This is a genomic window from Pyrinomonadaceae bacterium (assembly GCA_036277115.1).
Classification (GTDB): domain Bacteria; phylum Acidobacteriota; class Blastocatellia; order Pyrinomonadales; family Pyrinomonadaceae; genus UBA11740.
The window spans coordinates 1-12,838 of record DASUNM010000015.1; the positions used below are offsets into that span (position 1 = coordinate 1).

A 12,838-nucleotide genomic window follows, 5' to 3' on the forward strand; every position below is an offset into this window, starting at 1 on the left:
TGGCAAGAGGGTTATGCGGCGTTCACCGTAAGCCCCACGGCGACCAACTCAGTTCGTCGCTACATTGCCACGCAGGAGGCGCATCATCGTAAACATTCATTTGTTGATGAATTGAGAGAGCTTCTTAACGCGGCCGGTATCAAATTTGACGAGAAGTACTTGTTGTGACGTCTGGCACCCCTTCGGGGTGCGGTCATGATTAACGACTTTTCCGGTGGTCTCCGCGGACTCCGACCACCGGCTACTTTCTGACAACCCGAAGGGTTGGGCTGGGGTGGGTCAACTATATAAATACCTTTGCGAGCCTCACCTTGGGCTTAGCTAAGACCGCTGCTTCGCAGCTCGACGAGTTTGATCGCTCACTCGCGCTTTTTTGGGCAAACCGTTCCCTGGCCAAAAAAATCGGTCCGCACGTTGTAAACGCACGGACCGTAGTTAACGAAAAGTGCTTCTGACTTAGAAGCCCTGCAGATTCAGGATGACGCTGAGAATCTGCTGGAGGATGCTGTACTTACCGTTTGAGTATTGGCCGTATTGATAACGGCTGTGATAGCCGTCCTCGTAACCACGCCGAAAGCCCTCGCGGAAGTAGTACTGATACTCGCTCACGTCAACGTAGTACCCATCGTAACCGTAGGTCGCGTCGAGATAAGCGTCAGAGTTCTCATAATCAAAACCCCAACCGTCGTCACGGTCGGCCGCGCCCGCACGGTGACCTTCTTCGTAACCCAGGTCGATCGCGCGACGCAGCATGTCCGCGCCGTACTGGTTCACGTAGTAGTACTGGTTGGTGCGGTAGTACTGATAAGTCGGCGCGCCGACGTTGACGTACACAAACCGTGTCCGCCGATCACGATCGCGACGCAGCCGCTCCAGGTACCGTTGATGAAGCCGCCAGTAGTTCTGGCGACGCTGGTTCTGGATCTGCTGTTGGCGTTGGCGCCACCAATTGTCACGTTCGTTTTCTCGTCGCCGCCAGTCGTTCTGACGCTGACGCCACGAAGTCTCCTCCCGGCGCCGCCAGTCTTCGCGGTCGCGGGTAGACCAGGTGCGATTGCCAGTTCGATTATCCGTGCGATTGACAGTGCGGTTGTCGGTGCGATTGCCGGTACCGGTGCGGTTGCCGTCGCGCCCATCGCGATTCGGCCCGTTGCGCCAATCTCTGTTGTTCCGGCGACCCTCCTCACCGCGACGACGTTCCTCCAGCAGGCGCTGTTGCTCCTCAGTCAGTTGTTGATTTCGGCGCTGATCTTCGAGCGCCCGGCGCTGCTCGTCATTTTGGCGGCGCTGTAGTTCCCTCTGTCGTCTCTGTTCCTGACCCTGCTCGTCATTTACACGTCGCTGGTCTTCGTTCTGACGGCGTTGACGCTCAAGTTCGCGTTGCTGCTCGTTGTTGCGCCGCTGGTCGTCAGTTTGCCGCCGTTGCCATTCGCGCTGGCGCTCTTGATCGTTATTGCGGCGCTCGACCTCGGCGCGTCGTCGCTGTTCTTCGTTCGCGCGACGTTGCTCTTCGTTGCGCTGATTTTCCTGGTTGCGCTGCCGTTGAAGTTCCTCATTACGGCGCTGCTCCTGCTGCTGACGTTGCTGATCCGCTTGCTGTTGTCGGGCGGCACGTTCCTGTTCCTGCCGTTGACGACGCCCTTCCTCAGCCTGGCGGCGCTGCTCCTGCTGTTGCTGGTCGTTGCGACGTTGCTCCTGGGCCTGGTCGTTATTGCGACGCTGCTCGTTTCCCTGGTTGTTCCCCTGGTTGTTGCGGCGTTCCTCCCGCCGTTCCTCTCTTTGCTCGCGCCGCGCATTCTGTCTCTGATTGCGGTCGCCCGGATCCTGGGCTTGGGCAAAGCCGGCAAAACCAACCGCTGCGCTGACGCTGAGACTTAGCGCCACCAAAATGGTTCTCAAGTAACTGGATTTCATAAAGGACCTCCGTGCGTGAACTGAGGGGAAAGCGGTTTGACCGAGCACAGAGCAATCGTTGTTCCGTTATGAGGCGTCCGAAAATAGTTTGCGAACCCTGACACCCGGCACGAAATGGTCTGTTTCGCTAGACGTAATCGGGTTCATTCGCTTCGTTTTGCCCGCCGTCACTGTCAATCGCGACGCGTTTCGCTTATCATTCCGAAAAACAACTCAGGAGGACGCATGAAGTTTTTTCTCGACACCGCTAACCTGGACGAGATTCGCCAAGCAGCCGCGCTCGGCCTTGCTGACGGAGTCACCACAAATCCGACGCTCATCGCCAAAGAAGGCAACGTCGATTTCAAGCAACACATTGCCGAGATCTGCAAATTAGTTTCCGGTCCCGTGTCGGCCGAAACGACCAGCGACGATCGCGACGAGATGCTCAAGCAGGGCCGCGAGTACGTGAAAATCGCGCCCAACGTCGTCATCAAAGTGCCGCTCACGACTGCCGGACTGGAAGCCACGCGCATCTTCGACCAGGAAGGAATCAAGGTTAACGTGACGCTTTGCTTCTCGGCAGCCCAGGCAATTTGCGCGGCTAAAGCCGGCGCGTCCTTCATCAGCCCGTTTCTGGGTCGGCTCGACGACATTGGCGACAACGGTTTACGGCTGCTCGAGGAAATCATCGAGATCTACGATCAGTACGATTGGAAAACCGAAGTGTTGGCGGCCAGCCTGCGCCATCCAATTCACGTCATTGAGGCGGCTCGAATGGGTTCCGATATCGCGACGATGCCTTTCAAAGTGTTCCAGCAGTTGTTGAAGCATCCGCTCACCGAGAAGGGGCAGGAAACGTTTCTCGCCGATTCGAAGAAAGCGTCCGCGGCAAAAGGCTGAAGCCAGAGAGGTCAGAGGCTTGATGTCAGATGTTAGGTACAGATCGAAACATGCCCGACGAGTCTGTCGACCTGCGCGCCTCAACGCGGGACGGTACTTCCCTGGCCTCTGACAGGGGGCCGGCGGCGTCCGTCGTAAAGGCCACCAATCTCACCAAAACCTACGGCAAGCATACAGCGGTCAACGGAATCGACTTCGATGTCCGTCAAGGCGAGACGTTTGGATTGCTCGGGCCTAACGGCGCGGGAAAGTCCACCACGATGCGCATGATTGCCTGCCGCTCGCCGCTGACATCCGGTGAGTTGTTTGTCGAGGGACTGGATGTCCGCACGCAGGGCCGGCAGATTCGCTCTCTGATCGGCGTCGTCCCGCAGGACAACAATCTGGATCCTGATCTCAATGTCATCAAGAACCTAATCACTTACGCGAGCTATTACAGAATCCCGAAAAAACAGGCCGCGGCCCGCACTGACGAATTGCTTCAGTTTATCGGAATGGCTGAGCGTGCTGATGCCAAGGTCGATCATCTATCGGGAGGCATGAAGCGGCGTCTGATGATTGCCCGCGCGCTGTTGCACGAGCCCCGGCTGTTGGTGCTGGACGAGCCGACCACCGGTCTTGACCCGCAAGTGCGCCAGGAGATTTGGCAGAAGCTGGAAGAGTTGCGGCGCGTAAGTGGAGTGACAATTCTGCTTTCGACGCATTACATGGACGAGGCTGAGAAGCTTTGTGAACGTCTGGTCGTCATTGACCGCGGTCAGATCCTGGCGACAGGCACGCCGCGCGACCTCGTGCTTGCTAAGGTATCGCGTTACGCATTGGAAGTCCGCGACGTAGGCGATTTGCCGCTACGGGCCACGAGCAATGGCATCAACGCCATCGCCCGGAACAGCGCTCATCTTTACTTTGCCGCCGAAGCCGAAATGCTCACGCCACTTATGAAGGAAAAGGAATATGAGGGACGCCGCCGCATGATTCGTCTGTCGAACCTTGAAGATGTCTTTCTACAACTCGTCGGTGACAACGAATTGGGGCAGTGACCGTGGGAAGCCATGACATCACAGTCCGCGTTCTAAAGCACGACGGCGCCGAACACCGCCGTTGGAGTGCGCGCGTAGCGAGCTGTGACGATTCACTCATCATTCTTGATGCGGAGTTCGAGTATGACGTTAACCATGAACTGTTGGGAGAAATTCCGCGCGGAACTCGCACGGCTGAGTACTATTGGTTCAGTCGCTGGTACAACATTTTTCGGTTCCTGAGGAATGACGGCGATACCCGGCTCTGGTATTGCAACATCAACACTCCACCAACACTTGAAGACGGCGTGTTGAGCTACATTGACCTGGACATTGATGTTCTGGTGCAGCCCGACTTTACTTACGCGGTTCTCGATATGGATGAGTTCGAGCAGAACGTGAAGGTCTTTGGTTATGATGACGGGCTGCGGCGCGAAGTTCAAAGGGCACTTAATGAGGTCACTTCGCTGATTGAAGCGCGTCAGTTCCCTTTTACGGAAGCGAAACGCGACATTTCGGAACGAGTTAGTAAGTCATGAGCTTAGCAGTCACTCGCATCAACCTGGCAGACACCACCGCCGTGTGGAGGCGGAATGTCATGGTGCACCTCCGGCTGTGGCGACTTAATCTGGTCGCCCCAGTTATCGAGCCGGTCATATCAGTGCTCGGTTTCGGTTGGGGCATTGGAGCGCTGGTGGCGGGCCAGGTAACCGGCGTGTCTTACCTTACCTTCGCCGGCGCAGGCATCCTCGGCATCACGGTTCTGATGCGCGCCATGTTTGAAACCACGTACGCGTCGTACTTTCGCATGGTGTACCAATCGACTTACGACGCGATCCTGGCCACGCCCGTGGATGCCGAGTCGCTGGCCTTCGCCGAAATACTCTGGGCCGTCACGCACGCTTTCTTCGACACGCTGATCATTCTGGTGGTCCTGGCGATTTTTGGAGGCGCCACCTCGTGGTGGGCTCTGCTTGCTCCTTTGCCGTTGTTACTTGGTGCGTTATTCATGGCCGGGCTGTCTCTGGGCGTCACCGCACACGTCCGCGACATTGATGCCTTCAACATTTACATGGCGGTCTTCTTTTCGTTCATGTACGTGTCGGGCGCGTGGTATCCGATTGAAGTTCTGCCCGTGTGGCTGCAAATTCCCGCGTGGGCGATGCCGCTGACAGAGTCGATTGACCTGACGCGGGCGTTTTTGACCGGCCACTTCCTAAAACGTCACGTGTACGAAGCCGTCTATCTGGTAATATCAGCGCTCGTGGCGTGCGAATGGGCCATGAGAAGTTTGCGAAAGCGCATGGTCGCCTGAAAAAATGTCAGTAGTCCGTGGTCAGTTGTCCGTTGAGCACTCGGCTGTACAACTGACCTCTGACCACTGACCGCGATAATGAGTTCCCAGAAACAACAGCCCGCTAAACTTTCGAAGCTCGATCAACTGCGCGAGCGTGAGCGACGCGCGGCAGAGGGCGGTGGCGCGGAGCGCGTTGAGAAGCTACATGCCGCCGGCAGGATGACCGCGCGCGAACGAGTCGAGTTTCTCCTCGATGACGACACGTTCCAGGAATTCGACAAGCTGGTCGAGCATCGCTCGCGGGACTTCGGCCTCGACAAACAGAAATATCCGGGCGATGGCGTGGTTACCGGCCATGGCTTGATTGACGGCCGCAAAGTGTTTGTCTTCGCGCAGGACTTCACGGTCTTTGGCGGTTCCCTGTCTGAAACGCACGCCGAAAAAATCTGCAAAGTGATGGACCTCGCGATGAAGGTGGGCGCGCCCATCATCGGCCTGAACGATTCCGGCGGGGCGCGCATTCAGGAAGGCGTCGTCAGTCTCGGTGGTTACGCAGACATCTTTCTGCGTAATACTTTGGCCAGCGGTGTCGTGCCGCAAATCAGCTGCATTATGGGTCCGTGCGCGGGCGGCGCCGTGTATAGTCCGGCGATTACCGACTTCAACATTATGGTGAGGGACACGTCCTACATGTTCATCACCGGCCCTGATGTGATTAAGACAGTGACGCACGAAGACGTCACGAAGGAAGAGCTTGGGGGCGCCGCCACGCACAACAGTAAATCCGGCGTCGCGCACTTCGCCGCCGATTCGGACGAGCACGCGCTGCGGATGGTGCGCGAGCTGCTGTCATTTATTCCTTCGAACAACCTTGACGATCCGCCGCGTCTGGCGCCGAGCGATTCGCCGGAGCGCATCGACACAAAACTGAATTCAATAGTCCCGGAAGCTTCGAACCAACCCTACGACATTCGCGAAGTGATTGATTCGATCGTCGATGAAGGCTACTTCTTTGAAGTGCATCGCGACTACGCGCCGAACATTGTAGTGGGATTTGGGCGGCTGGACGGTAAGCCCGTGGGCATCGTCGCCAATCAGCCTGCGTATCTCGCCGGCGTTTTGGACATCGACAGTTCGATCAAGGGCGCGCGCTTCGTGCGGTTTTGCGACTGCTTCAATATTCCGATTGTGACCTTTGAAGACGTGCCCGGTTTCCTGCCCGGCATTTCACAGGAACACGGCGGCATCATCAAGCATGGCGCGAAACTGCTGTATGCGTATGCCGAAGCGACCGTGCCGAAAGTCACCGTGATTACGCGCAAGGCTTACGGCGGCGCGTATTGCGTGATGGGCTCAAAGCACATTCGTACCGACATTAACTTCGCCTGGCCTTCGGCCGAAATCGCGGTGATGGGAGCTGAAGGAGCGGTTGATATTTTGTACCGGCGCGAACTGGCTGAAGCTTCAGATAAAGCGTCGGCGCGCCGATCTCGTGTAACTGAATTAGAAGACAAGTTCGCGAGCCCTTACGTTGCCGCCGAGCGTGGCTTCATTGATGAAGTAATTGAGCCCGCCCAGACTCGTCCAAAACTAATCCGCGCGCTTTCGCTTTTGGAAAACAAGCGCGATCAGAACCCGCCAAAGAAGCACGGCAATATTCCGTTGTGAGCCGCTGCTAGTTTCATCACCGCTCAAGGTCCAACGAGTCTACAGCCTGGGCAAGTCGCTTGGGTTATCGGTAGTGTTCGAAATTCAAAACCTCTGTGGAACTCTGTGGCACTCCGTGTCTCTGTGGTGAATTTGTCTTAAGAAACTACCACCACAGAGACACCGAGAACCACAGAGCACGCACAGAGAAACAAACTAGGCGACCACCCCGGGTTATCAGTTCCCTTTTCGTTACGCGTCTCTCTGCGTAGAATCGTGCGCGTGAATGATGAATTAGCCTTAGTCGATCTGAGCCACACCATCGAGGACGGCCTCGTGACTTATAAAGGTCTGCCTGCACCTGTCATTTGTGATTTTCTCAGCCGGGAACAATCGCGCCAGCACTATGCGCCGGGAACTGAATTTCAAATCGGCAAAATTGAGATGGTCGCAAACACGGGCACTTATCTCGACAGTCCTTTTCATCGATATGACCATGGCAAGGATTTGTCACAGTTGGAGCTTTCATCTCTGGCTAATCTCGACGGCACAGTGGTTAGGGCAAACGATAAAAATCAAAGACGTGTGGATGCCACCGCATTCAAGGGAATTGAAGTGCACGGGAAAGCAGTTCTGATTCACACCGGTTGGGCGAGGCATTGGCGGACCGACAACTACTTCGATGGCCACCCATATCTCACCAAAGATGCCGCGCAGTTTCTGGTCGACAAGGGCGCCGCGCTCGTCGGCATAGATTCTTACAACATAGACGACACCGCTGATTTAACCAGACCCGCGCACACTATTCTTCTCGGCGCGGGCATCCCTATTGTTGAGCATATGCACAACCTCAGCGCACTGCCCCGCGCCGGATTCAGATTCTTCGCGGTTCCCGCAAAGATAAAAGGCATGGGAACATTTCCGGTGCGTGCATTCGCAATTGTGGAGTAGCTTTCTCAGCAGCAAACCTTCTGTTTACCGCAGCGTGAACGATTTCAATGTGTGCTTTTTATTCAGTCTCATTGACACTTCTGCGTGACTTCTCCGTAACAACCGACACCGGGATGAGGGCATCTTACAAATTGCCCGACATTCTGAAACTCACAAAATAAGGACAACCGAATGAGAAGATTCAGTAAGTTCCTCATGCAGGCATGCGTGTGCCTGTTCGTCGCAACCCTCACTTTCGCACAGACGGCGCACACCAGCGGCGAGGCCCTACTCATGGCTTCAGCGAGCGAGAAGATCGCGCGGCCGGACGTTATGCCGGTGGCACAAATCAACGAACAGCTGGTAGCGGCGAAACGCACGCTCCAGACGCAGGACTTCAGCACTTCGGCTGTCCAATTGGCCGCTTTCAATTCGACGACCGGACAAATGAATGTCCTTTCGATCGACAAAGATTCCTTCCTTACGAAGGGCGGCGATTACCAAATGGTGAGCAATCTCGGCGCTAATTTGCGCGTGCGGATTGTGCGGGCGAACGGTGTTAACACGGCCGTGATTGTCAGCGATGCGGCGACGCGCAAAGCGCTTTACCCGCTGATGGTGAGATATCCAATTGAGAAAGCCGGCACTGTTCAGCAGGCCTTCTATGTCTCAGCGCATCCCGCCCTGGTCACGGAAGAGCTGGCGGCCTCAGGCAAAGCATATGTCTCAAGCATGCTCAATCAAGCGTCGCAATCATTGGCGGCCGACGGTGTACACATTCCTGCCGATCTAATCGAGATTGCTTCGCATCTGGTGATTGTTGAGCACACCGATCATAAGCGTTTTCGTGAAGAGAATCGCGAGGATATTTCGGCTGAAGTCCTTTCACTCTATGCGCTGAATCGCGGCGACACTTATCGTTATTCGGTTAGTTCGGCCGGCGCGGGTGGAATGATCCAAATGATTCCGAAGACTTATGCAGCAATTCGCCAGCAGCATCCGAACGTTTCGCTCCACTCTGATTTCGTCCGCGGCATGCAGGACCATACGAACGCCTTAAAGGCGCAGTTGCTTTACATCAACGACACCTGGAAGTTTTTGCAAAGCCAGGATGAAGTCCAACACGCGCTGAGTTCAGGTACGGCCACGAAGACTGAACTGCTGGCCGCAGGCTACAACTCGAATCCCTACCGGCTGCCGGGTTATCTGGCAAACGGCGGCAGCGGCTGGCGCTCGCTGATTCCGGCTGAGACGCAAATGTATCTTTCCATCTATCAGGCGGTGGACAGCCATGTTGAATTTGATCGCGGTGCCAATTTACCCGAGAGCAACGATACTCTGACGGTTTCGCCTTCGGCATCGCTGGCCGGTGAGGCCACCGCGACCTTGATTTCGTGGGTTGGGAATCTTCTGCCGCGCCCGTCACTGCCGAATATTTCTATTCGCTAACAACCCATCCGGTCGCGCGGATGGTACTGACCAGATGAGGGCGGGTACAATGCGGCGGTTATTTCAATCCTAATCTCAGTGTTTAGAGGCGGGCTACCGCCCGCCGGTCGGGCAGTAGCCCGACTCTAAACGAGGGAGACGCGAGATGCCCGCTTACATCGTTGTCGAAGTTGAAGTAGAAGATCCGGTTAGATACGAAGACTACAAGAAAATGGTGCCGCCGTCGCTCGCTGCGTATGGCGGCCGTTTTCTTGTGCGCGGCGGCAAGGTGGAAAACCTCGAAGGCGATTGGGCGCCGACGCGCCTGGTCATGGTCGAGTTCCCTTCCGTTGATCAGGCGAAAGCCTGGTGGAATTCGTCCGAATACGCTGATGCAAAAGCTCTCCGTCAGGCCACTGCGAAGACGCAGATGATTGTCGTTGAAGGCTTCCAATCCTAGAGTCCATCCGCCGAGCCGCAGAGCGGCTCAATGTTTATAGCTCGTGGTCTTTAATAACTCGTTCAGCTCCGGAGGAGCGGAATGCTTACTACTCTTAAGATACGGCGCTCCTACGGAGCTCGGATATCTTCTGAAAACCCGATGCTATAAACATTCAGTCCCTACGGGACTGAAGGCTCTCAACGGTTGCCTTACCACTACCCTCCTGCTAAAGTCGCGCGGTTTTACCAACTCTAATTAGGAGATTTTAATGAAGGATCTTTTTTACACGGCAACGCTTTGCCTGGCACTCCTGCTGACGGCGGCGTGCTCGACGAGCACTACAACCAACACCAACACGACGCCTGCCGGAACACCGGCGAGTACGCCCGCGACCGCTGCGGCTTCCCCCGCCAGTCAAACTGCCGCGCAGGATTTCACGCTGGTCAACAAAACTGGCGTTGAAATTCACGCGGTTTACGTTTCTCCCCACGACGCAGACGATTGGGAAGAAGACATCCTGGGTCGGGACACGCTGCCTAACGACGAAACCGTCGATATCAAGTTCAATCGCGGCGAGACGGCTGAGAACTGGGACCTGCGCATTGAAGACAGCAAAGGCAACGCCATCGAGTGGGAGAACCTGAACCTTTTGAAGATTTCAAAGGCGACGCTCTTCTACGAGAACGGCAAAGCACGCGCGGAAGTCGAGTAGCAAGCGTGCAGAAACCCGAACCGTAAGGGAGGGTGCAACGGTTTTTTAAAAAAAGAAAGGCGAGCGAGAGGACTTCTCTCGCTCGCCTTTTTTGTGGAGCTGATTAAAGCGCCCCGGCGCTTAGTCCAACCCCAGGCGTTTGTAAGCCGCCATTTCAAACTCGTCCGAGGAAACGTCTTCCAGATAGTACTTGTGTTTCGACAGCGCCGACTTCGTCTTAATGTCGCGGTTGCCTTTGCTGCGCGTAATGACTCGAGAGTTGGTCAGGTAGTTGCTGCTCTCAGAGACGACCTGGGCGGTCAGCCGGTCAGCGTCAGCCAAATCGAATCCAATCAGCAGGAATCGCTGGGTCGCCGGTTCGAAGCGAAACTTATAGGTGGTGTTGGTTAGGTTGCGCGAGCCGTGGTCCTGCTCAACTACGACTACTCCTTTTTCAATCGAGACACCGGCCGGCGTTTCAACCACCCCATAGAACGCTCCTCCGCAGCGTGTGCACTGGAGTAACCTGGCAGCTACGCCCGCGCGTTTCAGGGTGCCATCTGTGGCAGCCAGAGCAATGACCAACGCCCGGCCGCGTTCAGTAGGCATATCGTCGGCATCTTTTGCCGGCTTAGCTTCGACAAGCTTCAGCACGTGATCCGGCAGCGAATCGCCGTTGAGGTCGCCGGTGACTTGTTCTTCAATTTTCCACCCAGCAGGCACAAACGACGCGGCGTCTTTCGCCTGCGCCGGGACCCGCGACACATCGATCGTGCCCGCTTCGTCCTGAGCCAGCGCGGTAGTTCCACAAACGAGCAGAATCAAAACAGCAAGCAGCCTCGGCCCTCCAACACGAGCTTGGCTAAAGTAAGAATTCATAAAACGTTCTCTCCTTTTTAGCGCGGGCCGGGCTGCCGCTGTCTGATCTCCACGGTCGTTAAGGCATGGTCAGTTGGAACTTATACCAGCCGGACTTTCCAAAGAACCTTTCCCCCTCGGTGTCATAGAGTGCGAGATAAAACTTCAGGTCGTGCTCTTCCCCGCTCTCCATGTTCAGGGCGTCGTACGGGATGAAGATCTGCAGATCGTTGTAGACCGCGGGGTCATACTTCGGCGTAAAGTTGGTTTGGGCCGAGACGTTTCCGGTTTTCGTCCGGTATTGCGCCTCACTGGCTTTCAACGGCGTATTATCAGAATCGTCATAATAAAAATACGCGATCATCTTGCAGTCCACGTCATAGCCATGTTTGACGGTGAACTTCGCATGCACGCGCATTCCCTTTTGACCCTTGACCGTGACGTTGTGAACAATACGAGCGCCCTGATATACGGCTTCCGGATCGTCCAGCGCGCGCACTGAAGCGTTTTCCACTGCGGCGACGCTTTTTGCATAACCCCGGCCCAGCGCGACCGGTTGGATAATAGTGACAGCAAAGAGCGCGCTGACAATGGCTCCCCGCATAAAGACTGAATTCTTCTTCATTGATTCTCCTTGAAAATTAATTGTGTAAGCCAGATTTCTCGGCCAAGGACCTACTTTGCGAGAGGCAACCGAAAACTCGAGAAGTGACGCGCGAGAATATGAAGAACTAAAGCGCCTGTCAACCACAGGGGTTTTTAAAACTTCCCAAATCACGTAAATGGGGAGGCTTTAGCGGCGTGAGGAGGGTGCAATTTCAATCAGGCGATTAACCGGATCGAAGACAAGCCGGAACGGGCGCAGCGCGCTGAGTCCCAAAAGCGTAGGCGCCCCGGGTTGCGCGCCCGAAATGACATCGGTCGGAACGTTTTTCAATTCAAGCGCGCCGATTGCGACGGTCATCGGGCGCACGCGTTGGGTGGCGACCTGGCCGCCGCCGACGTCTCGCGAGTACGAAACGCGGCCCCGATCTGACTCAGAATTTGACCTGATGCCTAAACCCAGGCTCGAACCAGTATCGATTAATGCGCGCTCGCCGTTGTCCAATTGGACGAATGGACGGTGACTCGATCCCTGGCGTAACCAGCGCACGACCGCTCCTTCGCGCGGTTGATCTTCAAGACTTAGAGGGAACGCACGGGTATCAAACGTGGAAAGCTCTAATCGGGGAATGTCGATGATGTAGCCGAGAGGCGAGAAGGCTTCCGTCGGATCCAATACTCCGTCGATATCATTAGGTAACCCGGCCGTCACGACGACTGACCGCGTGCCGGGCACGTAGTTCGTCCGGTCGCCAATCGCCAAACTTTGAACGAGAGCATCGTGTGCGGTCGTCCCGCGCCCACTTAAGCCCGCAATTGAACGGCTGCGATCCGCGCGAACATCGAGCCGCGCTGCGGACGCTACGCGCGGTGTCACGAGCGTTACCCCAGCGCCGGTATCAACGGCAAAGACGAACGGCCCGACGGAATTAACCCAAACATCTGCTAATAGTCCGCGTCCGCGAACTTCACGCAAACGCACAGGTCGCACGGTCGCCGCGCGAGCCGTTCGCTGCGGCGCGGATTGAGGGGCAGCAAAAAGGGCAGTCTCTATTGAAACTGCCCTTCCCCCTGTTGCGACCAACAGGATGGCTGCAAACAGAAGTCTGTGCTTGCTGTTCACGAAA

At 56.0% G+C, this 12,838-nt stretch carries 15 protein-coding genes; 11 read left to right on the forward strand and 4 right to left on the reverse strand.

Annotation, left to right across the window (positions count from 1 at the left end):
- Positions 1-456: 456 nt before the first annotated feature.
- On the reverse strand, positions 457-834 hold the full coding sequence (locus VFX97_02945; protein HEX5702154.1) for a hypothetical protein: 378 nt from the start codon (positions 832-834) through the stop codon (positions 457-459).
- A gap of 51 nt (positions 835-885) precedes the next feature.
- Between VFX97_02945 and VFX97_02950 the strand changes: the two genes are divergently transcribed.
- The 11 genes from VFX97_02950 (at position 886) to VFX97_03000 (ending at position 10,271) form a co-directional block, all read left to right on the forward strand.
- Positions 886-1,293 (forward strand): hypothetical protein, encoded by a 408-nt coding sequence (locus tag VFX97_02950; GenBank protein ID HEX5702155.1) that lies wholly within the window; start codon positions 886-888, stop codon positions 1,291-1,293.
- Between the two features lie 69 nt (positions 1,294-1,362).
- Entirely contained in the window at positions 1,363-1,878 is a 516-nt protein-coding gene (locus VFX97_02955; protein ID HEX5702156.1) for a hypothetical protein, read from the forward strand.
- Positions 1,879-2,139: 261 nt separating this feature from the next.
- Entirely contained in the window at positions 2,140-2,796 is a 657-nt protein-coding gene (gene fsa, locus VFX97_02960; GenBank protein ID HEX5702157.1) for a fructose-6-phosphate aldolase, read from the forward strand.
- 50 nt (positions 2,797-2,846) lie between these two features.
- Positions 2,847-3,836: an ABC transporter ATP-binding protein gene (locus tag VFX97_02965; GenBank protein ID HEX5702158.1), complete on the forward strand. Its 990-nt coding sequence runs from the start codon at positions 2,847-2,849 to the stop codon at positions 3,834-3,836.
- Entirely contained in the window at positions 3,833-4,354 is a 522-nt protein-coding gene (locus VFX97_02970; protein ID HEX5702159.1) for a DUF402 domain-containing protein, read from the forward strand. Before VFX97_02965 ends, VFX97_02970 begins: the two co-directional genes overlap by 4 nt.
- Positions 4,351-5,130 (forward strand): ABC transporter permease, encoded by a 780-nt coding sequence (locus tag VFX97_02975; protein ID HEX5702160.1) that lies wholly within the window; start codon positions 4,351-4,353, stop codon positions 5,128-5,130. The genes VFX97_02970 and VFX97_02975 overlap by 4 nt, the downstream gene beginning before the upstream one ends.
- Positions 5,131-5,208: 78 nt before the next feature.
- A complete protein-coding gene (locus tag VFX97_02980; GenBank protein ID HEX5702161.1) occupies positions 5,209-6,780 on the forward strand; it encodes an acyl-CoA carboxylase subunit beta in 1,572 nt (523 codons plus the stop codon).
- Between the two features lie 255 nt (positions 6,781-7,035).
- Positions 7,036-7,710, forward strand: a complete 675-nt coding sequence (locus VFX97_02985) for a cyclase family protein (GenBank protein ID HEX5702162.1) — start codon at positions 7,036-7,038, stop codon at positions 7,708-7,710.
- A 171-nt stretch (positions 7,711-7,881) separates the two neighbouring features.
- On the forward strand, positions 7,882-9,138 hold the full coding sequence (locus VFX97_02990) for a hypothetical protein (GenBank protein ID HEX5702163.1): 1,257 nt from the start codon (positions 7,882-7,884) through the stop codon (positions 9,136-9,138).
- 145 nt (positions 9,139-9,283) lie between these two features.
- Positions 9,284-9,577 carry a DUF1330 domain-containing protein gene (locus tag VFX97_02995; protein HEX5702164.1) on the forward strand — a complete coding sequence of 98 codons (294 nt, stop codon included), beginning with the start codon at positions 9,284-9,286 and terminating at the stop codon, positions 9,575-9,577.
- Between the two features lie 250 nt (positions 9,578-9,827).
- A complete protein-coding gene (locus tag VFX97_03000) occupies positions 9,828-10,271 on the forward strand; it encodes a hypothetical protein (GenBank protein HEX5702165.1) in 444 nt (147 codons plus the stop codon).
- Between the two features lie 120 nt (positions 10,272-10,391).
- Here the strand turns inward: VFX97_03000 and VFX97_03005 are convergent, their stop codons facing one another.
- The 3 genes from VFX97_03005 to VFX97_03015 form a co-directional block, all read right to left on the reverse strand.
- Entirely contained in the window at positions 10,392-11,129 is a 738-nt protein-coding gene (locus VFX97_03005) for a hypothetical protein (GenBank protein HEX5702166.1), read from the reverse strand.
- A 58-nt stretch (positions 11,130-11,187) separates the two neighbouring features.
- Positions 11,188-11,733, reverse strand: a complete 546-nt coding sequence (locus VFX97_03010; GenBank protein HEX5702167.1) for a hypothetical protein — start codon at positions 11,731-11,733, stop codon at positions 11,188-11,190.
- Between the two features lie 168 nt (positions 11,734-11,901).
- Complete coding sequence (locus VFX97_03015; GenBank protein ID HEX5702168.1) at positions 11,902-12,834, reverse strand: retroviral-like aspartic protease family protein; 933 nt, start codon at positions 12,832-12,834, stop codon at positions 11,902-11,904.
- Between the last annotated feature and the right edge of the window lie 4 nt (positions 12,835-12,838).

Bases quoted from the DNA above. Each gene is read 5' to 3' on its own strand.
- VFX97_02975 (HEX5702160.1), top strand. From the start codon at position 4,351: ATGAGCTTAGCAGTCACTCGCATCAACCTGGCAGACACCACCGCCGTG.
- VFX97_03005 (HEX5702166.1), bottom strand. From the start codon at position 11,129: ATGAATTCTTACTTTAGCCAAGCTCGTGTTGGAGGGCCGAGGCTGCTT.
- VFX97_02995 (HEX5702164.1), top strand. From the start codon at position 9,284: ATGCCCGCTTACATCGTTGTCGAAGTTGAAGTAGAAGATCCGGTTAGA.
- fsa (HEX5702157.1), top strand. From the start codon at position 2,140: ATGAAGTTTTTTCTCGACACCGCTAACCTGGACGAGATTCGCCAAGCA.
- VFX97_03010 (HEX5702167.1), bottom strand. From the start codon at position 11,733: ATGAAGAAGAATTCAGTCTTTATGCGGGGAGCCATTGTCAGCGCGCTC.
- VFX97_03000 (HEX5702165.1), top strand. From the start codon at position 9,828: ATGAAGGATCTTTTTTACACGGCAACGCTTTGCCTGGCACTCCTGCTG.
- VFX97_02950 (HEX5702155.1), top strand. From the start codon at position 886: ATGAAGCCGCCAGTAGTTCTGGCGACGCTGGTTCTGGATCTGCTGTTG.
- VFX97_02965 (HEX5702158.1), top strand. From the start codon at position 2,847: ATGCCCGACGAGTCTGTCGACCTGCGCGCCTCAACGCGGGACGGTACT.
- VFX97_02980 (HEX5702161.1), top strand. From the start codon at position 5,209: ATGAGTTCCCAGAAACAACAGCCCGCTAAACTTTCGAAGCTCGATCAA.
- VFX97_02990 (HEX5702163.1), top strand. From the start codon at position 7,882: ATGAGAAGATTCAGTAAGTTCCTCATGCAGGCATGCGTGTGCCTGTTC.